Origin of the sequence: Vibrio genomosp. F6, from assembly GCF_005146325.1 — a bacterium.
Classification (GTDB): Bacteria; Pseudomonadota; Gammaproteobacteria; order Enterobacterales; family Vibrionaceae; genus Vibrio; species Vibrio cortegadensis.
In genome coordinates this window covers 329,232-353,088 of the sequence record NZ_SYUT01000024.1, presented here as the reverse complement: position 1 = coordinate 353,088, position 23,857 = coordinate 329,232, and the positions used below count along the sequence as shown (strand labels likewise).

Below are 23,857 nucleotides of genomic sequence, written 5' to 3'. Positions count from 1 at the left end.
GTAACACACGTATTATAGCTTTCAATACCTTCAGCTCCCCGCCCCGAAGTCACTTTCCTTAAGGTGCTTCGGAAATTATTATCTCTATTTTTGAAATTTTTTTTGGGGCAATCCTGTCTTTATATCAACATTAAACAACATATCCACACGACAACACGTTCATTAACTATGTTGATCCCACATAAAGAGGTGTTTATGAAAAAGTTATCTAAGATATTGGTTTCTATAGCGGTTGCACTGCCGCTGTTTTCACTATTTATTAGCCAATCCGGTTCTGCTGATACCATGGACAAAATCGCAAAAAATGGCCAATTTGAAGTCATCACTTTAGCGGGTGGTTGTTTCTGGTGTACTGAGTCAGATTTAGAAAAACTTGATGGCGTGGTTGATGTTGTTTCTGGTTACTCTGGAGGCTCTCTAGAAAACCCAACGTATAAGCAAGTATCGTCAGGAAAGTCAGGTCACATTGAAGTCATCGAAGTGACATATGACCCTAAATCAGTCGATTATGAGCAAGTATTGGATTATTTTTTCCGCCATATTGACCCAACGGATGCTAAGGGATCATTCGTAGATCGTGGGGCACATTATCGTCCAGCTATTTTCTATACTAACCAACAGCAGTTCAATACCGCCAAAAGATTTATTGCCGAAATCGATGAAGCTAAGATATACGACAAACCACTCGCCACTGAGCTGATTAAATTCGAAAAATTTTGGCCTGCAGAAGAGTACCACCAAGATTACTATAAGAAGAGTAAAGTCCGTTATAACTACTACCGTTACGCATCTGGCCGAGATCAGTATCTAGATGGTGTATTCGGTGATGATAGAAAAGAGAACCCAAAAACGCTCAGACAGCTGATTGATAGTAAAAATATCGCCTCAAGCGTAAAGGCATATACAAAGCCATCAGATGCAGAGATCAAAGAAAAACTGACGAACCTTCAATACGATGTGACACAGAATGATGCAACTGAACGTTCATTCAGCAATGAGTATTGGAACAACAAAGCTCAAGGTATTTATGTAGATATTGTCACAGGCGAACCTCTATTCTCATCAACAGACAAATACAAATCAGGTACAGGATGGCCGAGTTTTACTAAACCGATTAACGAAGCTTACATTGTCACTAAACCTGACCATAAACTGTTTTCTACCCGAACAGAAGTGCGCAGCCGTTTTGCTGACTCTCATTTAGGGCATGTGTTTAAAGATGGCCCAGCGCCAACGGGCTTACGTTACTGTATGAACTCTGCAGCAATGCGATTTATCCCAAAAGAGCAGCTAATTGAAGAAGGGTATGCCGAATATGTCAGTTTGTTTGATAGCTAATAGATAACACTAATTAATAGCAAGGCAGTCTACAGGATCCATCCATTCTGCTAGCAAGTACAAGCCACCTCCTCTTATTGGTCGTGGCTTTTTTCTTTCAACTTTTGTCCTGACTATGATGACATTCATGTTGAAATAGGCACACCGATAAGGTTTACCTCTCATTTAGCCCACTAACCTACTGCATGATGGATGTTCATTTACGACATAAGCACCTATAATTCAGCTAATTAAAATTAACTATATTGACTTAAGTCGTCGTAATGAATGAACTTTTAGCACAGATACAGACTCAGCTCTCCGCTTATCATCAAGATTGGAGTAACAGTGTTTTACTCATCACTGCCGCCAGTTTTTTCCTCTGGATCACTTGGCGTATTTTGTACAGCCGGTTAGCAACCCTTGTAGAGAAAACCGCCTTTCATTGGGACGACCTTTTACTGCATGCTCTCAAGACACCCATCAGCACTTTGATTTGGTGCTGGCCAGCCACCGTTTCTACAGGGTTAATTTTTGCGCAGCAGTTCGGTAATAAGATCAATTGGTTAAGCAATCTTAAGCTTATTTTGCTCATTGTTGTTTTTGTATGGGTCACGCTGCGTCTTATCAGTAATGTAGAAGAGTATATTTTGTCACAAAAGAAGCGTGACGAAACGACGGTTCAAGCCATTGCTAAAGTAGCGCGTCTATTCTTTATTACCATTGGTCTACTGACGGTAATGCAAACCTTTGGCTTAAGTTTATCTGGCCTGCTTACTTTTGGTGGCGTCGGTGGCTTGATTGTCGGTTTGGCTGCCAAAGATCTACTGTCTAACTTCTTCGGCGGAATGATGATTTATTTCGATCGCCCGTTTAAAGTTGGCGATTGGATCCGCTCCCCCGACCGTACGATTGAAGGCACCGTGGAGAGAATTGGTTGGAGAATGACCATTATCCGCACCTTTGATAAAAGGCCGCTTTATGTGCCAAACTCTGTTTTTAGTAATATTGTTGTGGAAAACCCTTCTCGGATGCTCAATCGACGCATTAAAGAGACTATCGGCATTCGATATGATGATGCCAGCAAACTTGAAGTTATTATTACTGATATTCAGACCATGCTAGAGAACCATCCTGATATTGATACCAAGCAGACGTTGTTTGTCAATTTCAATGCCTTTGGCCCATCATCATTAGACTTTATTATCTATACATTTACTAAGACAGTGAACTGGGTACGTTACCAACAAGTCAAACAAGATGTGTTACTGAAAGTTCTGAATATAATCCACCAGCATGGCGGTGATGTCGCGTTCCCAACACAAACGCTTAAGATGGAAGGTACCTTTCAAGATAGCCGCCTACCGAGAGTAGAAGCCGACTTATAAAAAAAATGCCCAGTTAATTCTGGGCATTTTTCTAACCGTCTATAACAGAAAGTCTTCCTATTTTACGCTTGACGCCTTGCAGTCACAGCATCCGCTAATTGGCGCAGAACGGTTTCGGAGTCTTCCCAACCGATACAAGCATCAGTGATAGATTGACCGTATGTCGCAACATTGCCATCAACAAGATCTTGGCGACCTTCGACTAAATGAGATTCAATCATTACACCAAAAATAGATTGTTCACCCGCAGCAAGCTGAGCACTGATATCATCTGAAACAGCCATTTGGCGTTTAAACTGCTTAGAGCTATTTGCATGGCTGAAATCAATCATAATTTTTTTCGATAAGCCTGATGCTTCTAGCTCTTCTTTAATCGCACCAACATGTTCAGCGCTGTAGTTTGGCTCTTTACCACCTCGCAAAATGATATGACAGTCAGGGTTACCACTTGTTTCGATAATCGCAGAATGTCCATACTTAGTTACAGACAAGAAATGGTGCGGCGCGCTTGCTGAGCGAATCGCATCCGTTGCAATTTTGATATTGCCATCGGTGCCATTTTTGAAACCAACTGGGCATGAAAGACCAGAAGATAACTCACGGTGAACTTGAGATTCAGTTGTACGCGCTCCAATTGCGCCCCAACTAATTAAATCAGCAACATACTGAGGCGTGATCATATCTAAAAATTCACTCGCCGTTGGCATTCCCATATCGGTAAGATCAAGAAGTAACTTACGACCAATACGCAAACCGTCATTCAACTTGTAAGTATCGTTCAGGTACGGGTCATTAATAAGACCTTTCCAACCAACCGTAGTACGTGGTTTTTCAAAGTAAACTCGCATGACAATTTCTAGACGATCACCAAGCTCATCACGCAGAACTTTTAAACGTTTGCCGTATTCAACGGCTGCTTCTGGATCATGAATTGAACATGGCCCAACAATAACAAGTAGGCGATCATCCTTATTTTCCAAAATATCGTGGATCGCTTTACGACTCTGAAATGTGGTAGAAGAAGCAATTTCAGTCGCTGGAAACTTCTCTAAAACCGCAACTGGCGGTAATAATTCTTTTACTTTATTAATTCTTACATCATCAGTTTGATACATTGCTTACATCTTCCTTATTCTTATCCCTGTGCTGTGTTTATCCGTTGCTGATTACTATTTATACAGCACACTAATTTCTGCTTCCTTGTAACTTATCGACTAAAAAGTAGAACTTCAATCACTATTTAAGATAAAAGGCAATTAATTTGCACATTTACACTTTACAGCTGGTGTAATAAAAAATTTACAACAATGCTGTCCTATACTTTCTAGACGTGAATAAACTCTCAAAACTCACTTTATGTTTCTCAATTGTAAGACTATTCTTTAATCAGTTGTAAAAAATCTGTCTGGGACCAATTTCATCAATGATAATTACTTAAGGAAAGATACACATGGCAAGTAACATGAGTCTCAGCAGTGGTGCTTGAACTCATAGAATGGAGTTAATGCTATCAGCCCATCATTAGCTTCATGACCTACTAAAGATATTAAATAAAAAGGAATGACTATGAAAAAGCTCGCTTTACTTGTTTCGGCCGCACTACTATCTGGTGGCATGGCCTCTAACGCAATCGCTCAGCAAACCTACGTTGGCGCTAAAGTTGGTACCACTTGGATCGATGATGGCTGTGACCAAAGCTCTCCTTGTGATGACGATACTTACGGTGTTGGTTTGTACCTCGGATACGATTTCTCTGATTATGTTGCTCTAGAGCTTGGTTATGACTATTTAGGTGAATTCAAAACCAACATCAACAAAGGAGGAGCTAATTACTTCTCCGAACAAAAACTTACGGCACTTTCACTTGCTCCTAAGTTCTCATTACCACTCAATGAAAAGTTTGATCTGTTCGCCAAGATCGGTGGCGCTTACATGGATTTTGGTGACGATAATGACACCGTTTTAACCGGTGGTGTGGGTGCAGAATATAGCTACACAGATAACTTTGCTGTTCGCATTGAATATCAACGCTTCCAAAATATGACCGACTATTATGTGAAAGATCTGGATGCAAATTTCTTAAGTCTCGGTCTTACCTATCGATTTGGTCAATCTGCTCCAGCAGTATATCAAGAACCAGTAGTTGCAGAGCCTAAAGCAGTTGAACCTGAGCCAGTGAAAGAGATGGAACCCGCGCCGCAGCCCGTTACGACCACTCAGATGATCAGCGAGAGCTTTAACGCTGAATTATTTTCTAACAATAGCTCGACGCTCACTCCAGCAGCCGCAGATTCATTTAAACCTCTTCTGAATTTGCTTCTCACCTACCCGCAAGCGAAAGCGGAGATCGTCGGATATACTGACTCTTCAGGTGCAGCCTCTTACAACCAGAAACTGTCAGAAAAACGTGCTGAATCTGTTGCTGACTACTTAATTTCTGAAGGTGTTGACCCTCAACAAGTAACCGCGAGCGGTAAAGGAGAAAATAATCCTATTGCTTCAAATGCAACGGCTGAAGGACGTAGTGAAAACCGTCGTGTTGAAGTGACAATCCCAAGCTTTGAGCATACGGAAACTAAGTAATATTTCTACTTAAAGGCCGTCGAATAATCGCCTATATCGAGGTTCATTAAGAGTAAATCAGAAATATAAGAAAGAGCATGCTAACTGGCATGCTCTTTTTATTGGCAGTAAATAAATTCGGCGAAGTTATAGAACCGTCGCTGTTTAGAAAGTGATCGCTTTATAAGAACCATTGCTTTAAGAGAACCATAAATCCAGAAAACTATAAGTTTAGAGCATCATCGCTTTGGATAATCAAAGCTTCGGATAATCAAAGCTTCGGGGTATAACTGCCAAGGATTGAGTCAACCTCCCCACGGTTCTGCATATCCATAAGTACACGATCAAACTCTGCAACAAAATCATCTTTAAATGGATACGATTCAAGTTGCTGATTCGTATATCCGATATATCCACGCTCAGAGCTCACCTCTACCGCAAGAGTAAAAGCATCTTTTGATATTTTTACTCCCTCCTCTCTGAGTTTTGCGATTTCCCACTGAATAGACAATCTGTCATTAATGTAACAATCTATTCTTTTCGCACGTAACTTAAGTATATTTTCGCGATTATCGCTCGCGGTTTCAACTCGCAGTTTGCCTCTCTCTTTTGCTTGCCAAAATGCCGCACCACCAATCGAAAATGCTTCATTTATACCAATAGTTAAACCATAAAAATCATCAGGCCAATTTGGACGTGAGCGATCTTTTATGACATCAGAATGGCAGTACACCACCACATCTTCGTCCAAAATAGGCATAGAGTAAGGAGAAATATAAGGTCGGCGATTGGCATAATAATATGGAGGGAATATAGCAAAACCACGTCCAGCTTCAATCAGACGCAAACCACGCTTAAACGGGACTGGTTTAATGGTCACGTGATAATGTTCCATTCGTTTAAATACAATATTTAGAACATCAACATACACCCCCCTTGCCATTCCGTCTTCAACATAGCTATATGGAGGGTAAGCATTATCAGCGTATATTGTCACTTCAATTAAGTGAGCATAGCTACGCTGTGAAAAAGTTAAAAGGAAAACAACAGACAAAACAGCCAGAAATCTACGCATTTATGTACTCTTATTGTTAGTACCCTTTTAACTATAGCTCCCTATTTCAAACACTCAGGCTCAAACGCAAGTTTATTCCTATCCAGGATGCTTCATGTCACCAATAGACATCATTACGACAAATAGTGGTCTAGAAGCAAGGCGACAAACAACAGCATCAAGTGGTAAATAGAAAATTTGAATGTGTCGATGGCAGACTTATCATTCGCTCTAAATTTCAACTGCCATGCATGGTAGATAAATGCGCCACTCAAGAGAGACGAACTCGCAAAGTAAATCAAACCACTCATCCCAACAAGTACAGGAAGAACACATACTAGCGCCAGCAAAATGGTATACAACAATATTGATGTTTTGGTGTATTCAACCCCATGAGTCACAGGAAGCATAGGTATATCAGCTTTGGCGTAATCCTCTTTTCTGTGAATCGCCAACGCCCAAAAGTGCGGAGGTGTCCAAATGAATATAATCATGACCAACAACCAAGCGTGAGAGTGCAGTTCATTCGTAACCGCCGTCCAACCTAGCAAGGGAGGCATTGCTCCGGCGATCCCCGCAATAACAATATTTTGTGGTGTGGCTCGCTTTAGATACATGGTGTACACCACTGCATATCCAAGCAAACTTGCAAAGGTGAGCCAAGCCGTCAGTACATTCACGCCAGCAAATAGGATCGCGAAGCCAAGGCAGCCAATTCCCAATGCAAAAAAGAACACCTTCCCGACTCCGAGCTCCCCTGATGGTAACGGTCGCTTATGTGTCCGCGCCATAATGGCATCAATACGGCGATCAATCAGGTGATTAAAAGCCGCCGCAGAGCCCGCCATTAGCCCGATCCCTAACAACCCTAGAATCGTCTCTTTAAGCGGCAAACTCCCCGGAACAGCAAGGCACATCCCCACCAGTGCAGTTAACAACATAAGAGCGACGACTTTCGGTTTGGTTAGGGTCAAGTAGAGCTTCCAATTCGATTTTTCGGCCATATTACCTGTGGCTAACATCACTGATTTATTCATTTGAAATACTCCCTGACAAATCCACCACCGAATGCGGCTTCCAAAGCAAATAGTTGATACTTACGACACCGACTAATAACAATGCAGCCACGATGTTATGTGCGACAGCAATGGGTAAAGGTAAATGAAGCACGACATTACTTATCCCTAATGCGAGTTGTAATGCCAAAACCAAACCGAGCCGGCGGCCTGCTAAGTTCAAAACAGAATCAGACTGACTGGCCAGTTTAAAAGCCAAAGTAAACACAACGAGTGCAGTGATCATCGCGCCGATACGGTGAGTAACATGAATCGTCATCCTTGCTGAATAGTCGAGAACACCATATTCGTAGCTTTCAAAACCAGGTTGATAGAGCTGGAATGCGCGATCAAAATTCAATAATTCTGGCCAATTTCCTTCACAAATAGGCAGAGAGGTACACATAAGAGCGGCGTAATTAGATGAGGTCCAGCCTCCAAGCATGATTTGAAGAATAACCACAATAAGCGCGACGATTGCGATTGGGCGCAGTGCTGGATTCACATTATAGTGATCGATCAAGCGCTCTCTTTTTCGCAGTCGACAATAAAGAAGAGTAAGAAGACTGAAAAGAGCGAAGCCCCCTAACAGATGCCCCATCACCACAATTGGCATGAGTTTCATCGTCACCGTCCACATTCCCAGCAGCGCCTGAAATATGACAACACCACACAGCATCATTGGCAAACTAGGTGGAATCTCTTTGCTACGAATAGATAGAAATGCGATGGCAAAAATAACCAGCCCTAATGTGCCAGCGAAATAGCGATGGATCATTTCAAGCCAAGCTTTGTGAGAGTCAACAACTTCATTAGGGTACAAATTTTTAGCATCAAGCAGCTGAGATTCACTTGATGGTGCACCTATTTGTCCATAACAACCGGGCCAATCAGGGCAACCTAATCCGGCATCCGATAACCGCGTATATGCCCCCAACATGATCACAACCGCAGTCAGTATCAGGCTAAATTTCACTAACACAATCAACTTCATGTTCTTACTCCTTGAACACTCACCATTGAATCTTGCTACGTCTCAACTTTAGGTTGTCACTACCCAACTCGAGAAAGCTTCAATAGTTTCCTTAAATCCGCAAGCAGTCCTTTACTTTGAGAAGCAAGCGCCTCTTCAGACTCCGCTTTCGGGTATCGCATCACCAACTGACCAAGTGGATCAACAATCATATAATCAAAGGCTTTCGCTGTAGCGTCTAGTGCTTGTCCCACTTTAACCACTTGGAAATCCGATAGTGCAGAAACTCGATCGAAGTCCTCATCAGAGCGCACATAAAACACAGGAACTACTCGCTCTTTATACTTTCCAAGAGCGGTATGGCTTTGAGTCAGAAGATGGATTTGACGTTGGCAAAATAGATCACAACGTGCAGGCACGACATATCCCAAATGCCAAGCTTGGGACTCAAACGGATTATCGATTCCCAGAGAAACCAAAGAGGTAGCAGGCTCAATCAACACCCCTTGATTTGTCACTCCTGACTGATACCAATGATTACCCAGCACCGTTTTTGCCATTATGGCGGGTAAGGTAAATACAAACACTAACCCAATCAGCATTAATCGACCTCTTAGCTTCGTACTCATTTACCCCTCCTTGGATTAAGCATTTTTATCCATAACCAAATACATAAACTTAAAAACACAGCCGCCATAACAAACCACTGAACCGCATAACCAAAATGTTTCTGCGATGTCATGGGGAGCGGTTTCCATGGTTGAGGATAAGCCCACGATTTCGCATCTAACGGTTGAATTGGTTGGATAATCAATTTAATTAGGTCTAATTCAGTATATGCACTCAATTGTGAAAAACTCCAATTTTGAATGCGATAAGGAAATGTATCTTCAAGATAAAGCTGATCACTTAATGGATTGATTGATGGGGAATACAGCCTCCCCTCAAGCGTTTTTATCGTATCTGGCAACACCCGAACCGAAGGAAGTTTATCTCGCGATGATGTGCCGGCGATAAAACCTAATTCAATAGCAATCCACTTTCCATTTAACGAGGCATCCTTTGATTGGATCTGAGCAAGTTGATACCCCAAGTACCCCACTCTGTTTTGATACGTTTGATTATCAAGTAGGAAAACTTGATCACTATTGGGGATCACCGTTACCACCACTTTTGTACCAACTATATTTTTCGCATCTGAACGCTTATGTATGTCTAAATCGTTTCTTGCAGCTAATTCATTTGCTGTACTTAACTCATTTCTTGTACCTAAATCGCGTCTTGTGCCTAAAAAAGCGGTGCCATCATCCGAAACGAGAATAGATTCCAAAGGCACGTAATCTCGGTTAGCGCGATCAGCAATTGCTCTTTCAAGCTGTTGTTTTTCTTCCCCACGAGATTGCTGCCATAAACCCAATTTGACCAATACAGTAAATACGACCACAGTTATTAGCAGTGCCAACCAAAAATAATAAGATTCAGCTAGACGTTTATTAGGAGAAGCTATGTTGCTCCCACTGCTGTTTAAAATTGCTTTAGTGCTACTGTTATTCTTCATCATATTTAATCTTATGCGTGCCCTACTTCATATTTCAAAAACACCACTTGAATCGAGCTCTCAAAAGAAACCAGTTAGCCATTTTTTAGGCCGTCGAGTTTTCTTTTCCGCCTTGGTGGTCGTGCTCCTTTTAATTGCATTGCTGTCCGGGTGGATCGAGCCCAACCCCCGCCCTTATTAGGTTACAAGACATAAACAAAAACAAACAAACCTAACCAAACCACATCAACAAAGTGCCAGTACCAACTTCCGGCTTGAAAGGCGAAATGATCGTGAGGGGTAAAGTGATCAAAGGCGACCCTCGCCAGCAATACGATCAAGAAAGTCGTTCCCAGAAAAACATGGAGACCATGAAAACCCGTGAGCATAAAAAAGGTATTACCGTAAATTCCAGACTGAAGCGTTAAGCCCATCTCTTGGTAAGCATGCACGTATTCAACCACTTGAAAATATAGAAAAAAAGCGGCTAGCACGATTGTCAGCTCCAACCATACAATCAGAGCCATACGCTTATTCTTCTCTAAACTGATATGCGCCAAGTGCAAGGTAACCGAAGAGAGTAATAGCAATATGGTGTTTTTAAGTGGAATCCCTTGCCAAGACATCGCCTCCGTTTGTTCACCACTTGGCGTTTGAGTCAAAGGCCAAATAGCTTCAAATGAAGGCCACAATACTTCATGTGTCATCGCGTTATTATCAGCGCCACCGAGCCAAGGTATGGATAGCATCCGAGCGTAAAAAAGAGCGCCAAAGAATGCACCAAAGAACATGACTTCAGAAAAAATAAACCAACTCATCCCCTGCCGAAATGAGCGAGATATTTGCTCAGAATAGAGACCTGATAATGATTCGGAAATGACATTACTGAACCAGCCAGCGAGCATATAGAGCAACACCCCAAAGCCAATGAACAGCACGATTTTTCCACCAATACCACTTGAGTCAGTATCAAGGCTTTGCACCGTTAGACCAGCCCCGACAGCGACCAAGAACAGAGCAATCGCACCAACAATCGGCCAGTGACTCTGGGCAGGAACGTAATAAGTTTGATGTTTTGAACTCATGGTGAGACTCCTTGAGCAGCGCGGCTGCCAATATTACTCAGCTCAATTTGGGCAGGTAATGATAGCTTTGCCAACTCGCTGGCATCACGCGTATCTGTGCTCTCTTTATTTGCATCGACATTGTTACTTTCTAAATCTGAATTTTCTTTCGTGGTGATGTTGAAAAGGGTGTATGACAAGGTCAATGTGTGGATTGAATCGGGAATATCCGGTTCAATGTAAAATATCAATGGCATCTCAGCTTGCGCATTCGCTTCTAACGGTTGTTGATTAAAGCAAAAACACTCTATTTTATTAAAATAACTGGCCCCAAGGCCCGGAGATACCGACGGTACAGCCTGTCCAACTAAAGGAAAATGTGATTGATTTGATGCCAAATATGCTGTTTGAATGACTTGTCCCGGGTGAACATCAATCACTCGACTTTGCGGAACAAACGTCCATGGCATGTCTGGTGAGATATGTGCCATCAATTCGACTCGTATGGTTCGAGAAACGTCAGGTTGCATCCCTTGAGGTTGAATAGCTGAAACGGTATTGGTCTTTCCGTTGATACCTAAAACATCACACATCACGTCGTACAAAGGGACAAGTGCGAAACCAAAGCCAAACATTCCAATCACGCTTGCACACAGAATCACAACCAACTTTCGGTTAGACTGCTTAAGGTTTGAAATGTCACTTTTCTTCTCCATCACATCACCTTAATCATCAATTTTCGGAGGTGTGGTAAAGGTATGATGAGGCGCGGGACTCGGCACCGTCCACTCTAACCCTTCAGCCCTATCCCAAGGTTTTGCGCTCGCTTTTTCACCGCCCCGAGTGCATTTGATCACTAACCATAAGAAGATCAATTGAGATAAACCAAATGCAAAACCACCGATTGAGACGACCTGATTAATATCGGCAAACTGAATCGCATAGTCAGGGATTCGTCTTGGCATGCCAGCTAAACCAAGGAAATGCATTGGGAAAAATAGAACGTTAACCGAAATGACCGAACACCAGAAATGCCACAAACTTAATCTTTGGTCATACATATTTCCTGTCCACTTCGGTAGCCAATAATAAGCTGCCGCCATAATGGAGAATACCGCCCCCGTCACCAGCACATAATGGAAATGAGCCACCACAAAATAGGTGTCATGATATTGGAAATCCGCAGGCACAATGGCCAGCATCAGTCCTGAAAATCCACCAATGGTAAAGAGCACAATAAACGCAATAGCAAACAACATCGGAGTTTCAAACGTCAGAGCACCTCGCCACATTGTCGCCACCCAGTTGAACACTTTTACTCCGGTGGGCACTGCAATTAACATGGTGCAATACATGAAAAAGAGTTCGGCAAAAACGGGCATTCCAGTAGTAAACATATGATGCGCCCAAACTAAGAAAGAGAGCAGTGCAATACTGCAAGTGGCATACACCATCGAGTGATACCCAAACAAACGCTTACCGCTAAAGGCTGGTACTATCGCTGAAATAATCCCAAAAGATGGCAAAATCATGATGTAAACTTCGGGGTGACCAAAGAACCAGAATATATGCTGAAACATCACCGGATCCCCACCACCAGCAGCATCAAAGAAGCTGGTTCCAAAATATTTATCGGTGAGAACCATGGTGACCGCCCCGGCTAAAACAGGCATCACCGCAATCAAAAGAAACGCAGTAATCAGCCAAGTCCAAACGAACATTGGCATTTTCATCAGTGTCATCCCCGGCGCTCGCATATTGAATATGGTGACGATGACATTAATTGCCCCCATGATTGAGCTTATTCCCATGATATGAACGGAAAATACAAATAAAGCGGTACTGTCAGGGCCGTAAGTTGTCGATAGTGGCGCATAAAATGTCCAACCGAAATTAGGTCCACCACCTTCTGTAAATAGGGAAGCAATCAAGATCAAAAAGGCAAAAGGTAAGATCCAAAAACTCAAATTATTCATCCTTGGTAGCGCCATATCAGGCGCACCAATCATCATCGGAATCATCCAGTTCGCTAACCCAGTAAAGGCTGGCATTACGGCACCGAACACCATGATAAGCCCGTGAACTGTAGTCATTTGATTGAAAAAATCCGGCTCAATCAGCTGCAAACCCGGTTGGAATAGCTCCGCTCGGATCACCATCGCCATGGCTCCACCTGTCAAAAACATAATGAAGCTGAACCATAAATAGAGAGTGCCGATGTCTTTATGATTAGTAGAGTAAACCCATCGCGCTATACCACTTGGAGCGTGATGCTCGGAATGATCATCACTCATGTTTCCACTCGCAGAATGGTTCAACTCATCATCAACAGCGGCAGATTGTTTCTGTTTCGACTCTATTGACGTTTTCATAAATCACCCTTCGTTGTCTGCTGTTTAAACGAATTCACATCCGAAGCTTGAACCAAATCACCGGTATCATTTCCCCATGCATTTCGTTGGTAAGTCACGACGGCTGCGATCTCTTCTTCCGTTAACTGATTTACAAACGCCTGCATAGCGGTACCACTTCGACCGTTCACAATCACATCGATATGGGCAGATCGATCTCCCGTTGCAACAGCGCTGCCTTTAATCGCTGGAAAAGCGCCAGGAATACCCGCGCCCGAAACTTGGTGGCAGACGGAACATCGGGCCAAGTAGACCGCTTCGCCTGTCGCCATTAACTGCTCCATTGAAAGGGATTGGTCTAAAGCACTCAAGGCCGCCTGTTTTGCCTTAACTAATGCCTCTTTTTTCTCTGCCAACCATGCTTCATAGTTATCCTCTTCCATTGCATGTACCACAATCGGCATAAACCCATGAGCTCGTCCACACAGTTCGGCACACTGGCCTCGGTACACGCCCGGCTTATCGATTTTTGTCCATGCTTCGTTGATAAAGCCCGGGATCGTATCCTTTTTGACTGCAAAGTCAGGGACCCACCATGAGTGAATAACATCATCAGAAGTCAGTAAAAATCGGATTTTACGGTTAATAGGCACAACAAGTGGGTTATCGACTTCGAGTAAGTAGTGCGCTCCTTTCTCCTCTACGCCTTCAATCTGCTTTGAACTGGTCGCCAACAAACTAAAAAATTCGACATCTTGTCCAAAATAGCTGTAATGCCACTTCCACTGTGATCCCGTGATCTTAATCGTCAAATCTGACTGCGACGTATCTTCCATCGCGATCAATGTTTTGGTTGCAGGGATCGCCATTGCGATAAGAATGATGATGGGAATAACGGTCCAGAGAATTTCGACCTTAGTGCTTTCATGAAAATGCGCAGCAACCGCACCTTTTGACTTTCGGTGATGAAATATTGAATAGAACATCACACCAAAAACAATCAAAGCGATCGCACAACAGATATAAAAAATCAGCATATGTAAGTCATAGACTTTGCCACTAATGTCAGTGACCCCTTTCGTCATATTCAATGAAGAATCACCTGAAAATGCGAGCGCGGAGTGAGACCCAATAAAGATAAGGACTAGTCGCTTTGCTATCATCAATAGTTCTTTCAAAGGCCCCTCCTGGGTCATCTCTCGCCATAGTTGGTCGATGCCGATCATCCGTGCAATCTGTTTCCTAGTAACATGACTAAAAATCAATTTGTTATATTTATGTTAATAAAGGCTAGTTAGAGATCTATAATTGTTCAAGGGACAGAATATAAAACTCATCCAGTAAATGAGAATCGATAACAAATCTAGGTTTAGCGATTGCGCTCAACTAATTGATAATGAATATCGTTTACATTAAGCTTATTAATGATGATTAAGAACAAGTACAGGGTTCAGACTATGATGCAAGCAATCACTCACTGGTTAGAAAGAGATCCAGATCCTAAAACTCGCGAAGAACTTCAATACCTCATCGATACGCACGAACACGACGAACTAGAGAATCGCTTCCACTCTAGACTTCAGTTTGGAACCGCAGGATTAAGGGGAATGGTCGGGGCTGGTCCCAACAGGATGAATCGCTTAGTGATCCAAGAAACGGCGACAGGTCTTGGCCATTACCTTATTGATCACACCAATGACACTTGCAAGCGCGGGGTTGTCATTGGTTATGATGGGCGAACCGATTCCAAGCAGTTTGCTCACGATACCGCCAGCGTATTAACCTCTCTCGGAATTAAGGTCTACCTAACCAGTAAAGTGGCCGCAACACCGATTGTCGCTTATGGCATTGAACACTTTAATGCCGCCGCGGCTGTGGTCGTTACAGCAAGCCACAATCCTCCTGAATACAACGGGTTTAAAGTTTACTGGGAAAACGGGGCTCAAATCATTCCTCCTCATGATTCAGGGATCGCCGCAGAGATCGACATTGCTGCGACAAAACCTATTCCGCAAATGTCACTAAGTGACGCCCATGCAAAAGGCTTACTCGTTTGGCTAGAGGATGATTACTACCAAAGCTATCGCCAAACCATGAATTCTAACGAGCTGCTCTCTAATCATACTGACCCGCTCTCGATTTCTGTTGCGTATACGGCAATGCATGGCGTAGGCGCTGAAATGGCGGAAACTCTGCTGCATGATGCCGGGTTTAAAAAGGTCCTCAGCGTGTCAGAACAACGGGAACCCGATGGTACATTCCCAACCGTGAACTTCCCTAACCCTGAAGAAGCAGGAGCCATGGACATGGTAATTGCCCTAGCGGATTCTGTGGGTGCTGAACTCGCCTGTGCGAATGATCCTGACGCCGATCGTTTCGCCCTCGCGGTTCGAACACCTGAGGGAGATTATAAAATGTTAACAGGCGATCAGGTTGGGATTCTATTTGGTGAATATCTGCTTCGTCATACTGACGCCACCAAGCAACTGGTAGGGAATACCATTGTATCGTCAAGACTGCTGCAAAAAATAGCTCAGGACAAAGGCGCTGAATATTTCCAAACTCTAACGGGTTTCAAATGGCTCACCAATGTCGCCATGCAAAGACAGAGTGAAGAGAAACAGTTCCTTTTTGCTTATGAGGAGGCGCTAGGCTACACAGTTGGCAGCAAGGTATGGGACAAAGATGGTCTTTCTGCCTTGGTCGCTTTCGCGCAACTCGCAGCTGAGCTATACAGCCAAGGGAAAACGATATGGGATCAACTTGAAAGTATCTATCGTCAACATGGTGTCTATGTGAATGCTCAGCGCAGCATTGCTCTTGCGCCAAACTCTCCATCAATGGGAGATAAATTACGCGAGACTCCACCAAAAGAGATCGCGGGCTTTAAAGTACTGATCACTGAAGATCTTAAAGCATCATTGAGATTTACGGCAGATGGAAAGACAGAAGAGATCAACCTACCCGCGAGTGATGTACTCATTTACCACTTAGACAATGACGCGCGGATCATTGTGCGCCCATCAGGAACAGAGCCAAAATTGAAGTGCTATTACGAAGTCATCGAGCAGTTTAAAGAAGGCGATGACTATCAGTTTGTACAAGAGAAAGCCAATAATGCAATGGCGCAGTTGATAGCCTTACATCAATCAAGTCTTAGCATTTAAATAGGTACAAAAAAGCCAGCAATCCAATGCTGGCTTTAACTTTTCTTTTCCAATGATCACTCAAAGCTTGAAAATAATGTCGAATCTAACGACTTACAACGATGTCACAAATGAGCTCAATAACCAGATACCGAGGAAGACAAAAATCGCGCCCATGAATTTATTCTGATAAGTGCGGAATTGAACATTATTTACCAACGTCTTACCCAGAGTCCCCACTAATGCGACAATAATAAAGTTGAACAACAAGCCCAAAACATTAAGCAGTAAACCTAATGCCAGCATTTGTTCACCAGAAGAAGCGGCAATGTTCGTTGATACAAATTGAGGCAAGAACATAACAAAGAACAGTAACGCTTTTGGGTTTAGCAAGTTACTGACTAGAGCACGCTGATAGTAAGTCGTCGCCATTTTTGATGTTTGATCCAGTTCAGGAGCAACATCAGCTTGAGCACGAACATTATCCCACCCCATTTTCAGCAAGTACGCACCGCCAAGAAGAGTTAAACCTTTCAATGCGATTGGGCTCATTGCGATAAGAGCTGAAACCCCTAACGATGCGAGTAAGGTTAAAATAATCCCCGATGTCGCATTTCCCAAACTTGCAAAAACACCCACTTTACGGCCGTAACTGATACTTGAGCTTGCAATCAAAAGCATGTCTGGCCCAGGCAGCAGTAGCAACGCAACGACAGCGGTTAAATAAACCGGAAGAATTGAAATATCTATCATTATTATATTTTGCCTTATAAATTCAGCGGCGAATTTTATACCAACATAAGAACCATTACCATGACTGATAGACTGCAAATAAAGTAAATAGCGATAGATTAAAATACAAGCACATCAAGCAGCGATATTTTTAACAGTTCAAGAACATAGCATGCGCAATTTTGTACAAAATTCTTCCTGTTAATTGCGTTACACTGATAAAACTCATTCAAGTCTCAAATGGAACTCATGTGGCTCAGGCGAAAACCAAAAAAGAGATTGCTCACTACCAAATAGCGGAAGAACTCGGTGGGCTGGAAATTTTGGATGCTCAATACGAGAAACAAAACTTCTCTCGTCACAGTCATGAGGGTTACACGGTAGGTGTCATTGAGAGAGGAGCTCAGAGTTTTTATCGAACTGGAGGCAATCATATTGCACCACAAGATAGCATCATCTTAATTAATGCAGATGAGGTGCATAGTGGCCACTCAGCAACAGAAGGTGGATGGGCATATAAAGCCATGTATCCTCTTCCTCAGCAGTTAGAAGAGATTAGCCGAGAGCTGAATCAAGCCCATGCTGGTGCTCCATATTTTCCCGAACCTGTCGTCTATGATCCAGAACTAGCCAACCAGTTTAGACTCGTATTCAACACTCTCGAACACTCAGAGAATCGCTTATTAAGAGAAACCTTGATTTATGCCTCTCTCGTCAAATTGATGGGAAAGCATGGTAAGTCTAGACACTCAATAAACCATGAAGGTAAAGCGCAAAAGCCACTTTTGCTGATCAAAGAGTTTCTCGATGATTTTCCACAAGCGGATGTATCTCTTAGTGATCTCTCACAACTAAGTGGCCTTAGCCCATACCACTTAGTCCGATCATTCCAAAAAACGTTTGGTTTGCCTCCCCATGCGTATCAAATTCAGTCTCGATTACGCATGGCTAGAAAGCTAATGAAGCAAGGGCACTCGTTATCTGATACGGCGCAAGAGACAGGGTTTCACGATCAAAGCCATTTGCATCGACACTTTAAAAAAGCCATGGGAATAACCCCGGGGCAATATCTAAAGCTCTATTGAGCAATTTTATACAATCACCATTATTTCAACAGTGGCTAAATAAATAGACCGAATACTCATTGAAGAAAAATGATGCATACAAAGACAATGACCGACACCATGACAGACTCTAACACTCGACTTTTTTTACAGGGCACGGTTGCCATGATCCCATTAAGCATTGCCGTCTTACCGTGGGGGTTACTAGCAGGATCATTTGCGATTGATATTGGATTACACCCTTTAGAAGGGCAAGCGCTGTCAGCCATTCTATTTGCTGGCTCGGCACAATTGGTCGCAATGGGCATGATTAAGGCTGGCGCAGGGTTAACGACGATGCTGTTGACCACCTTCTTCATTACTTCACGCCACTTTCTTTATAGCGTGTCGATGCGAAGTAAAATCAGTCCTCTTCCCTTGCGGTGGCGGTTATCACTAGGTTTTCTATTAACCGACGAGCTATTTGCGGTATGCGGGCACCAGACAGATAAACAGTTTAACCGTTGGTATGCCCTTGGCGCAGGGTTGAGTTTCTATCTGTTTTGGAACCTTGCCACCTTTGCTGGTATTGTCGCAGGAAGCTACATTCCTGCACTGAATGAACTCGGGTTAGAGTTTGCGGTTGCCGCAACGTTCATCGCAATCGTGATCCCGACCATCAAGAACATTCCCATTTTAGTCTCTGTACTAGGCGCACTCGTGTTATCCGTTGGCCTCACTTATTGGGAAATTGAAGGCAGTCTCATGTTCGCAAGTGTGGGTGGAATGCTGCTCGGTTATCTAACGGAAAAATATTGGGGGGAACAGTCATGGTAATCCTCTCTATTTTCGCAATGACCGCTTTAGTCTTTCTTAGCCGGTATCTATTTTTAGAGCCCAAACTACCATTAAGACTCAACGCGCAAGCGCAAAAGCTGCTCAGCTATTCAAGCCCTGCTGTTCTGACTGCTATTTGGGGGCCTATTGTATTTATGCCCGACAGCACCTTGTCCCTTTCCGTTCAGAACCCTTATTTATGGGGCGCTGTCATTGCGGTTTTTATTGCATGGAAGACGAAAAATGTTCTCCTCACGACCATTGTGAGTATGCTGCTGTTCTTAGTGCTTAACGTATTCATACTAAACTAGTCTTCGTTTAGCACTGGTTCCGTTATCTATTACAAGTAGACTTAAATGAAATGGCAACTAAGCAACTAAAAGCTTTACTTTGCTTGCCATTCAATTTCTATCAGCGTTTTGTCTCCACTCTTTAAACGCCCAAGAAAAACGTCTCCAGCATGAACTTCTCCAACGCCTTTGGGGGTACCGCTCATGATGATGTCGCCATCGTAAAGTGTCGTGTAGGTTTCAAGCTCAGCTAAAATAGCGAGTGGTGGATAGAGCATCTGTTCGACTTGCCCGCACTGTACGCGAACACAATTAATATAGAGTTCGATCTGCAATGTTTTCACATCAATGTGATCAAGGCTAATAAAACGACTCATCACCGCCGAGCCATCAAATGCTTTGGCCCTTTCCCAAGGTAAACCTTTGTTTTTGAGATAAGACTGTAAATTACGCTTGGTCAGATCAAGACCAATTCCTACTGCTGATAATCGTCCCTGTTCAACAAGAAAGCAGATTTCAGCCTCGTAATGTAATGGCTCTTGATGGAACGAAGAGAGCGTCGACGTTACGCAGTTATTAGGCTTATTGAACACGACCATCTGTTCTGGTATCGGATTATTTAACTCTTTAATGTGATCGACATAGTTTCGCCCAATGCACACTATTTTAGTGGGTATAATTTCCCTTTCTCCGACTCGAACCGCGTTCATGTCCCTTTCCTTGGTTTAAATATGAGCGCAGAGTCTAACCTATCATTCCAGGTGGAGATAAGAATCACGCTGACTTTTCTATCAAAAATCAGATCTCTAGCTCAACTATTCTGAACTAAACCGCCCTTAAATTCCTAACTTCGAATGTGCAGAGCACTGCTCGAATGGGAGCACACTATGCAAATATGCCGAGGCAATAACATCGATATGAAAGAAAAACGCTAGAATACAGGTCAATATAGATGGAAGTGGATTTAATGGCGTTGAGACAATGAATATAGATAAAAGCAAACACGATTCAGAACAAGATAAAAACCCCAGGAAAGTCAAAAAATGGGCCAAAGAGCTGCTCTCTATTCTGTTGATTGTCAGCCTATTTTCGTTCGCATTAGATTACTACTACAGCGCAAATATGCCATCAGGATCGGCTCCACACATTGTTGGAACAGGACTAAATGGCGAAACCTTAGATGTTAACGAACTCAGTAAAAATCAACCCGTTGTGGTTTATTTTTGGGCGACTTGGTGTGGCGCATGCAGTCTTGTGAGCCCAACGATCGAACGTTACTCACACGATAACCCTGTCGTCAGCGTGGCGCTCTCGTCTGGAGATGACGCTCAGATCCGCCAATACATGCAAGAAAATGAGTATCAATTCTCTGTTTTAAATGATGTCACCGGCACACAAAGTCAGAATTGGGGAGTACGAGTCACTCCCACTGTTGTGATTATTCGAGATGGCGAAATTAAAAATATTACCACAGGTGTTTTATCACCGATGGGACTCTGGTTTCGAGTCTTTATGAGCTAAAGCTAATCCCGGCTCAAGTTCACGGAGAAGCATGTTCACCAAAAACAAATACACCAAAAGCAAGCTATCCAGAATATAGATAGTTACGATAACAACCGCACCACTAGCCCACCCGGTTCGCGCATCGCATCAGTATTATGACTCAACACGACACCGTATGATGGTGAAAGGTATCGCATCGATTCTTGCCCAAACGCATCATACTGAATAGCCAATAGTTGATCTGGTTTTACCTCATCCAGAAGAGCAACCTGCGGAATAATAAACCCTCCGCTTTCCGCTCTGACTGTCACGATTTTACTCCCTTCCACGCATACTCTGCTTGGTGGTTTCACCGTACCGGTAATCATTTGATAGTGACTCAATACATTGATTACGCCATCGACTGCACGCTGAATCATGTCAGGCTGGGTCACTTTCCCCATCCCCACTTCAACCGTGATACTTGGGATCCCATTACGGTTCCACACGGTTTCCAAGATGCCTGGGTCTCCAGGATCATCTAATATGCAGTCAGGATCCATCAATCTCGCCATTTCCACCGCCGTAGGCAATCGAAAATCAGCGAACGCATACAATGGGTAAATCGCTCCACTGGTTTGAGTATGGAGATCAATCGCGAACGTAGCATTGGGTTTCAATAGCTTTTCCCATAAATTAGCCAAGAAACGTTCTGCTGTTGAACCGTCGTGGTTACCCGGAAAAAAACGATTCAAGTTAACGGAAGAAGCATCTGGTGCCGAAGTAATAAAATCTCGACTATGATTCAGCATTCCCGTTAAATTGACCGTAGGGACAATCGTCACACACCCAAAAACAGATTTTCCAACCAATTCTCGTGCCACTTGCTGAGCGGCCAAAACGCCATTGAGTTCATCACCATGGATACCAGCAGTGATCATTAATTGAGGTCCCGACTGTGTCCCTTTAAACACTCTCACAGGAAGCAACTGTTGCTGAGCAATGCCACAAGTTGAAGCCTGAAACCAAAGTTGGTGTTCACCACAAGGTAAATCACCAACATCTAATGATTGGACGACTCGATGACCTTGTATCACGTCATCAAGAAATTGAGTTGTCATTTATTCATTTCTCCCACAGATTGCTGGTTTCTATACTTACTGAGATCATGTTGTCCAAAGCTTGTCACCATACATTTAACACCAGAGTAATCACAGCAATCATCAATCGCTACATATTTTTCACTTTCCTCGTGTTTATTGGGGGATATCTCTTTCCTTCAGATTTTTTTAAAAACATCATCAAAAGGATATGATTGGCTTAGCCCGCGATAAAACGTATGATTTACTAACATCTTTTAACAAATTCACTTTTAAATGACCCAATCAAATCATCACCCAATCCAAGGGGCAAGTTGGATGCTCACAGCAGGCTTAGCTTTCGCCATTGTGAACAGCCTTGCACAAGTCGCCAGTATTAAGTTTGGTCTCCCTTCCACAACTGTCGCACTTGTACAATATGCGATAGCTTTAGTCGTGATCTTGCCTTACTTAAGAACATTAGGGATCCGTCAATCTCTCAGAACCAACCGCCTTGGTATGCACCTTTTACGTGTTTTCCTTTCCGTTATTGGGATTCAACTGTGGTTGTGGGCGCTCGCGTACCCTGTACCTATTTGGCAAGGTATCGCATTGCTAATGACATCCCCTTTGTTTGCAACGATCGGCTCTGGTCTATTTCTAAAAGAGAAAGTAGGTACGGCACGCTGGGGAGCCACGCTGACTGGCTTTATCGGTGCTATGATTATTTTGGAACCATGGGGTGATACCTTTAACTGGGCGACGTTACTCCCTGTTGGCGCGGCTTTTTTCTGGGCATGCTATTCATTAATGGTGAAGCGATTATCTTCCGATGACTCACCGTCAACCATGGTGGTCTATCTTCTTGTTTTAATCACACCATTCAATATTCTGCTCGCTCTTCCTGATTTTAATATGCCAACAGGTGGGACAATCTGGCTTGTATTACTTGCTGCTGGTGCGATGACAGCTTTGGCTCAATGGGCAATTGTTAAGGCTTATGCAGTTGCTGATGCTTCGTTTGTACAACCTTTTGACCATGCAAAGCTTCCTCTTAATGTATTAGCTGGCTGGATGGTATTTGGCTGGGTTCCACCTGGAAGACTATGGCTTGGGGCATTCATCATTATCGCTTCTGTTGCTTTTATCACTCACTGGGAAACAAAAAAGCCTTCTAAACAAAAAATAAAAATTTAATTTGAAATAAAAAGCTCGTTCATTAGTTCTTATTATTAAACGGAATCATGAAAGGAAGTGCCGATGTCAAACCCAATAAAAATCACGTTATACCGCTGGGGTGGAAGCTGGGGACCATTTAAAGTCAACATTCCATGTGGCGAATGCACTTTGACCAAAGATATTTTGAAAGATACCTTTGAGAATGAATTAGCGGATGTTCCAGTAGAGTTGGAAGTGAAAGATTGGCTTTCTTACTGGTGGGAGCCTTTAAAACTGGGCGCTTGGCATGCTCCGATTCTTGTCGTTGAAGGTAAAGTGATCAGTCAAGGGGAAGCTCTTAATCGTGGTGTTTTGGTTCAATCGGTCATCAAAGAGTGGACCACGCGAGACTCGCTTAAAGGAAACATTGTCTATGGCAAAGCGACATGTCCATACTGTGTTAAAGCGAAACAGATGTTAGATGATGCTGGCATCCAGTATCAATACCATGATGTTGTCAAAGAGAGCGCCGCACTTTACCGCATGATTCCAGAAGTAAAAGCCATCATTGGCGAAAAAACACCGGTAACGGTTCCACAAATCTGGATGAATGGTAAATATATCGGTGGCGCAGACAACCTTGAAGCTTGGATTGGTGAGAATGGTCTCGATTCCATACCAGATAACGTCGTCGATTTGGCAAAGCAATCGGCAAGCTAATCATCGGTAAATTAGTCTCGCTAGACACCAATTACAAACTGTTATTTTTCTTTCATTACTTAAAATGAA

General features: G+C 43.1%; 23 protein-coding genes and 1 pseudogene. 11 read left to right on the top strand and 13 right to left on the bottom strand.

What is annotated here, in order from left to right; genetic code table 11:
• The first annotated feature begins 195 nt into the window (after positions 1–195).
• Positions 196–1,338, top strand: coding sequence for a peptide-methionine (R)-S-oxide reductase MsrB (msrB, locus tag FCV43_RS10450; protein ID WP_136995121.1), 1,143 nt, complete (start codon positions 196–198; stop codon positions 1,336–1,338).
• 263 nt (positions 1,339–1,601) lie between these two features.
• Positions 1,602–2,705: a mechanosensitive ion channel family protein gene (locus FCV43_RS10445; RefSeq protein ID WP_136995120.1), complete on the top strand. Its 1,104-nt coding sequence runs from the start codon at positions 1,602–1,604 to the stop codon at positions 2,703–2,705.
• Between the two features lie 62 nt (positions 2,706–2,767).
• Here the strand turns inward: FCV43_RS10445 and aroG are convergent, their stop codons facing one another.
• Positions 2,768–3,820, bottom strand: coding sequence for a 3-deoxy-7-phosphoheptulonate synthase AroG (gene aroG, locus FCV43_RS10440; RefSeq protein WP_136995119.1), 1,053 nt, complete (start codon positions 3,818–3,820; stop codon positions 2,768–2,770).
• A 451-nt stretch (positions 3,821–4,271) separates the two neighbouring features.
• Here aroG and FCV43_RS10435 point away from each other — a divergent pair, with 451 nt between their 5' ends.
• The gene (locus FCV43_RS10435; protein ID WP_136995118.1) at positions 4,272–5,288 is read left to right on the top strand and encodes an OmpA family protein; all 1,017 of its coding nucleotides are present in this window, start codon (positions 4,272–4,274) and stop codon (positions 5,286–5,288) included.
• A gap of 250 nt (positions 5,289–5,538) precedes the next feature.
• On the opposite strand, the gene FCV43_RS10430 is transcribed toward FCV43_RS10435, so the two are convergent.
• From FCV43_RS10430 to FCV43_RS10410, 5 genes are all read right to left on the bottom strand, one after another.
• Complete coding sequence (locus tag FCV43_RS10430) at positions 5,539–6,342, bottom strand: substrate-binding periplasmic protein (RefSeq protein ID WP_136995117.1); 804 nt, start codon at positions 6,340–6,342, stop codon at positions 5,539–5,541.
• A 113-nt stretch (positions 6,343–6,455) separates the two neighbouring features.
• On the bottom strand, positions 6,456–7,358 hold the full coding sequence (gene cyoE, locus FCV43_RS10425) for a heme o synthase (protein ID WP_017052949.1): 903 nt from the start codon (positions 7,356–7,358) through the stop codon (positions 6,456–6,458).
• The gene (locus FCV43_RS10420; protein WP_113798369.1) at positions 7,351–8,370 is read right to left on the bottom strand and encodes a COX15/CtaA family protein; all 1,020 of its coding nucleotides are present in this window, start codon (positions 8,368–8,370) and stop codon (positions 7,351–7,353) included. Before FCV43_RS10420 ends, cyoE begins: the two co-directional genes overlap by 8 nt.
• A gap of 59 nt (positions 8,371–8,429) precedes the next feature.
• A complete protein-coding gene (locus FCV43_RS10415; protein WP_136995116.1) occupies positions 8,430–8,978 on the bottom strand; it encodes a hypothetical protein in 549 nt (182 codons plus the stop codon).
• Positions 8,975–9,910, bottom strand: coding sequence for an SURF1 family protein (locus tag FCV43_RS10410; protein WP_136995115.1), 936 nt, complete (start codon positions 9,908–9,910; stop codon positions 8,975–8,977). The genes FCV43_RS10415 and FCV43_RS10410 overlap by 4 nt, the downstream gene beginning before the upstream one ends.
• Here FCV43_RS10410 and FCV43_RS10405 point away from each other — a divergent pair.
• Positions 9,855–10,088 carry a DUF2909 domain-containing protein gene (locus tag FCV43_RS10405; protein WP_113798374.1) on the top strand — a complete coding sequence of 78 codons (234 nt, stop codon included), beginning with the start codon at positions 9,855–9,857 and terminating at the stop codon, positions 10,086–10,088. The two genes, FCV43_RS10410 and FCV43_RS10405, sit on opposite strands and share 56 nt — an antisense overlap.
• A gap of 1 nt (position 10,089) precedes the next feature.
• Here the strand turns inward: FCV43_RS10405 and FCV43_RS10400 are convergent, their stop codons facing one another.
• The 4 genes and pseudogenes from FCV43_RS10400 to coxB all read right to left on the bottom strand — a co-directional run.
• Positions 10,090–10,971: a cytochrome c oxidase subunit 3 gene (locus FCV43_RS10400; RefSeq protein WP_017052953.1), complete on the bottom strand. Its 882-nt coding sequence runs from the start codon at positions 10,969–10,971 to the stop codon at positions 10,090–10,092.
• Positions 10,968–11,669 (bottom strand): cytochrome c oxidase assembly protein, encoded by a 702-nt coding sequence (locus FCV43_RS10395; RefSeq protein ID WP_431188289.1) that lies wholly within the window; start codon positions 11,667–11,669, stop codon positions 10,968–10,970. The genes FCV43_RS10400 and FCV43_RS10395 overlap by 4 nt, the downstream gene beginning before the upstream one ends.
• Before the next feature lie 6 nt (positions 11,670–11,675).
• Positions 11,676–13,322: a cytochrome c oxidase subunit I gene (gene ctaD, locus FCV43_RS10390; protein WP_113798380.1), complete on the bottom strand. Its 1,647-nt coding sequence runs from the start codon at positions 13,320–13,322 to the stop codon at positions 11,676–11,678.
• Positions 13,319–14,398, bottom strand: a pseudogene (coxB, locus tag FCV43_RS10385) (cytochrome c oxidase subunit II); the annotation flags it as partial. The gene ctaD and the pseudogene coxB, both read right to left, overlap by 4 nt.
• A gap of 360 nt (positions 14,399–14,758) precedes the next feature.
• Here coxB and FCV43_RS10380 point away from each other — a divergent pair.
• Complete coding sequence (locus FCV43_RS10380; protein WP_136995113.1) at positions 14,759–16,468, top strand: phospho-sugar mutase; 1,710 nt, start codon at positions 14,759–14,761, stop codon at positions 16,466–16,468.
• 93 nt (positions 16,469–16,561) lie between these two features.
• Here the strand turns inward: FCV43_RS10380 and FCV43_RS10375 are convergent, their stop codons facing one another.
• Complete coding sequence (locus FCV43_RS10375) at positions 16,562–17,200, bottom strand: LysE family translocator (RefSeq protein ID WP_017052958.1); 639 nt, start codon at positions 17,198–17,200, stop codon at positions 16,562–16,564.
• A 230-nt stretch (positions 17,201–17,430) separates the two neighbouring features.
• On the opposite strand from FCV43_RS10375, the gene FCV43_RS10370 reads away from it, so the two are divergent.
• The 3 genes from FCV43_RS10370 (at position 17,431) to FCV43_RS10360 (ending at position 19,370) form a co-directional block, all read left to right on the top strand.
• Complete coding sequence (locus tag FCV43_RS10370; RefSeq protein ID WP_136995112.1) at positions 17,431–18,264, top strand: AraC family transcriptional regulator; 834 nt, start codon at positions 17,431–17,433, stop codon at positions 18,262–18,264.
• A 69-nt stretch (positions 18,265–18,333) separates the two neighbouring features.
• Positions 18,334–19,059, top strand: coding sequence for an AzlC family ABC transporter permease (locus FCV43_RS10365; protein WP_431188288.1), 726 nt, complete (start codon positions 18,334–18,336; stop codon positions 19,057–19,059).
• A complete protein-coding gene (locus tag FCV43_RS10360; RefSeq protein WP_136995111.1) occupies positions 19,053–19,370 on the top strand; it encodes an AzlD domain-containing protein in 318 nt (105 codons plus the stop codon). The genes FCV43_RS10365 and FCV43_RS10360 overlap by 7 nt, the downstream gene beginning before the upstream one ends.
• A 74-nt stretch (positions 19,371–19,444) precedes the next feature.
• Here the strand turns inward: FCV43_RS10360 and FCV43_RS10355 are convergent, their stop codons facing one another.
• Entirely contained in the window at positions 19,445–20,059 is a 615-nt protein-coding gene (locus FCV43_RS10355) for a fumarylacetoacetate hydrolase family protein (RefSeq protein WP_017052962.1), read from the bottom strand.
• A 271-nt stretch (positions 20,060–20,330) separates the two neighbouring features.
• Here FCV43_RS10355 and FCV43_RS10350 point away from each other — a divergent pair, with 271 nt between their 5' ends.
• On the top strand, positions 20,331–20,870 hold the full coding sequence (locus tag FCV43_RS10350; protein WP_136995110.1) for a protein disulfide oxidoreductase: 540 nt from the start codon (positions 20,331–20,333) through the stop codon (positions 20,868–20,870).
• Between the two features lie 83 nt (positions 20,871–20,953).
• On the opposite strand, the gene FCV43_RS10345 is transcribed toward FCV43_RS10350, so the two are convergent.
• On the bottom strand, positions 20,954–21,952 hold the full coding sequence (locus FCV43_RS10345; protein ID WP_136995109.1) for a succinylglutamate desuccinylase/aspartoacylase family protein: 999 nt from the start codon (positions 21,950–21,952) through the stop codon (positions 20,954–20,956).
• Positions 21,953–22,207: 255 nt separating this feature from the next.
• Between FCV43_RS10345 and FCV43_RS10340 the strand changes: the two genes are divergently transcribed.
• Positions 22,208–23,107, top strand: a complete 900-nt coding sequence (locus tag FCV43_RS10340; RefSeq protein WP_029203412.1) for a DMT family transporter — start codon at positions 22,208–22,210, stop codon at positions 23,105–23,107.
• A gap of 63 nt (positions 23,108–23,170) precedes the next feature.
• Complete coding sequence (locus FCV43_RS10335) at positions 23,171–23,788, top strand: glutaredoxin domain-containing protein (RefSeq protein ID WP_136995108.1); 618 nt, start codon at positions 23,171–23,173, stop codon at positions 23,786–23,788.
• Positions 23,789–23,857: the final 69 nt, after the last annotated feature.

Excerpts from the sequence above, each read along its gene's own strand:
- FCV43_RS10430 (WP_136995117.1), bottom strand. The coding sequence starts at position 6,342 with ATGCGTAGATTTCTGGCTGTTTTGTCTGTTGTTTTCCTTTTAACTTTT.
- FCV43_RS10405 (WP_113798374.1), top strand. The coding sequence starts at position 9,855 with ATGTTGCTCCCACTGCTGTTTAAAATTGCTTTAGTGCTACTGTTATTC.
- msrB (WP_136995121.1), top strand. The coding sequence starts at position 196 with ATGAAAAAGTTATCTAAGATATTGGTTTCTATAGCGGTTGCACTGCCG.
- FCV43_RS10375 (WP_017052958.1), bottom strand. The coding sequence starts at position 17,200 with ATGATAGATATTTCAATTCTTCCGGTTTATTTAACCGCTGTCGTTGCG.
- FCV43_RS10365 (WP_431188288.1), top strand. The coding sequence starts at position 18,334 with ATGATGCATACAAAGACAATGACCGACACCATGACAGACTCTAACACT.
- FCV43_RS10420 (WP_113798369.1), bottom strand. The coding sequence starts at position 8,370 with ATGAAGTTGATTGTGTTAGTGAAATTTAGCCTGATACTGACTGCGGTT.
- FCV43_RS10445 (WP_136995120.1), top strand. The coding sequence starts at position 1,602 with ATGAATGAACTTTTAGCACAGATACAGACTCAGCTCTCCGCTTATCAT.
- FCV43_RS10380 (WP_136995113.1), top strand. The coding sequence starts at position 14,759 with ATGATGCAAGCAATCACTCACTGGTTAGAAAGAGATCCAGATCCTAAA.
- FCV43_RS10435 (WP_136995118.1), top strand. The coding sequence starts at position 4,272 with ATGAAAAAGCTCGCTTTACTTGTTTCGGCCGCACTACTATCTGGTGGC.
- FCV43_RS10360 (WP_136995111.1), top strand. The coding sequence starts at position 19,053 with ATGGTAATCCTCTCTATTTTCGCAATGACCGCTTTAGTCTTTCTTAGC.
- cyoE (WP_017052949.1), bottom strand. The coding sequence starts at position 7,358 with ATGAATAAATCAGTGATGTTAGCCACAGGTAATATGGCCGAAAAATCG.
- FCV43_RS10340 (WP_029203412.1), top strand. The coding sequence starts at position 22,208 with ATGACCCAATCAAATCATCACCCAATCCAAGGGGCAAGTTGGATGCTC.
- ctaD (WP_113798380.1), bottom strand. The coding sequence starts at position 13,322 with ATGAAAACGTCAATAGAGTCGAAACAGAAACAATCTGCCGCTGTTGAT.
- FCV43_RS10355 (WP_017052962.1), bottom strand. The coding sequence starts at position 20,059 with ATGAACGCGGTTCGAGTCGGAGAAAGGGAAATTATACCCACTAAAATA.
- FCV43_RS10345 (WP_136995109.1), bottom strand. The coding sequence starts at position 21,952 with ATGACAACTCAATTTCTTGATGACGTGATACAAGGTCATCGAGTCGTC.
- FCV43_RS10415 (WP_136995116.1), bottom strand. The coding sequence starts at position 8,978 with ATGAGTACGAAGCTAAGAGGTCGATTAATGCTGATTGGGTTAGTGTTT.
- aroG (WP_136995119.1), bottom strand. The coding sequence starts at position 3,820 with ATGTATCAAACTGATGATGTAAGAATTAATAAAGTAAAAGAATTATTA.
- FCV43_RS10410 (WP_136995115.1), bottom strand. The coding sequence starts at position 9,910 with ATGATGAAGAATAACAGTAGCACTAAAGCAATTTTAAACAGCAGTGGG.
- FCV43_RS10400 (WP_017052953.1), bottom strand. The coding sequence starts at position 10,971 with ATGAGTTCAAAACATCAAACTTATTACGTTCCTGCCCAGAGTCACTGG.
- FCV43_RS10350 (WP_136995110.1), top strand. The coding sequence starts at position 20,331 with ATGAATATAGATAAAAGCAAACACGATTCAGAACAAGATAAAAACCCC.
- FCV43_RS10335 (WP_136995108.1), top strand. The coding sequence starts at position 23,171 with ATGTCAAACCCAATAAAAATCACGTTATACCGCTGGGGTGGAAGCTGG.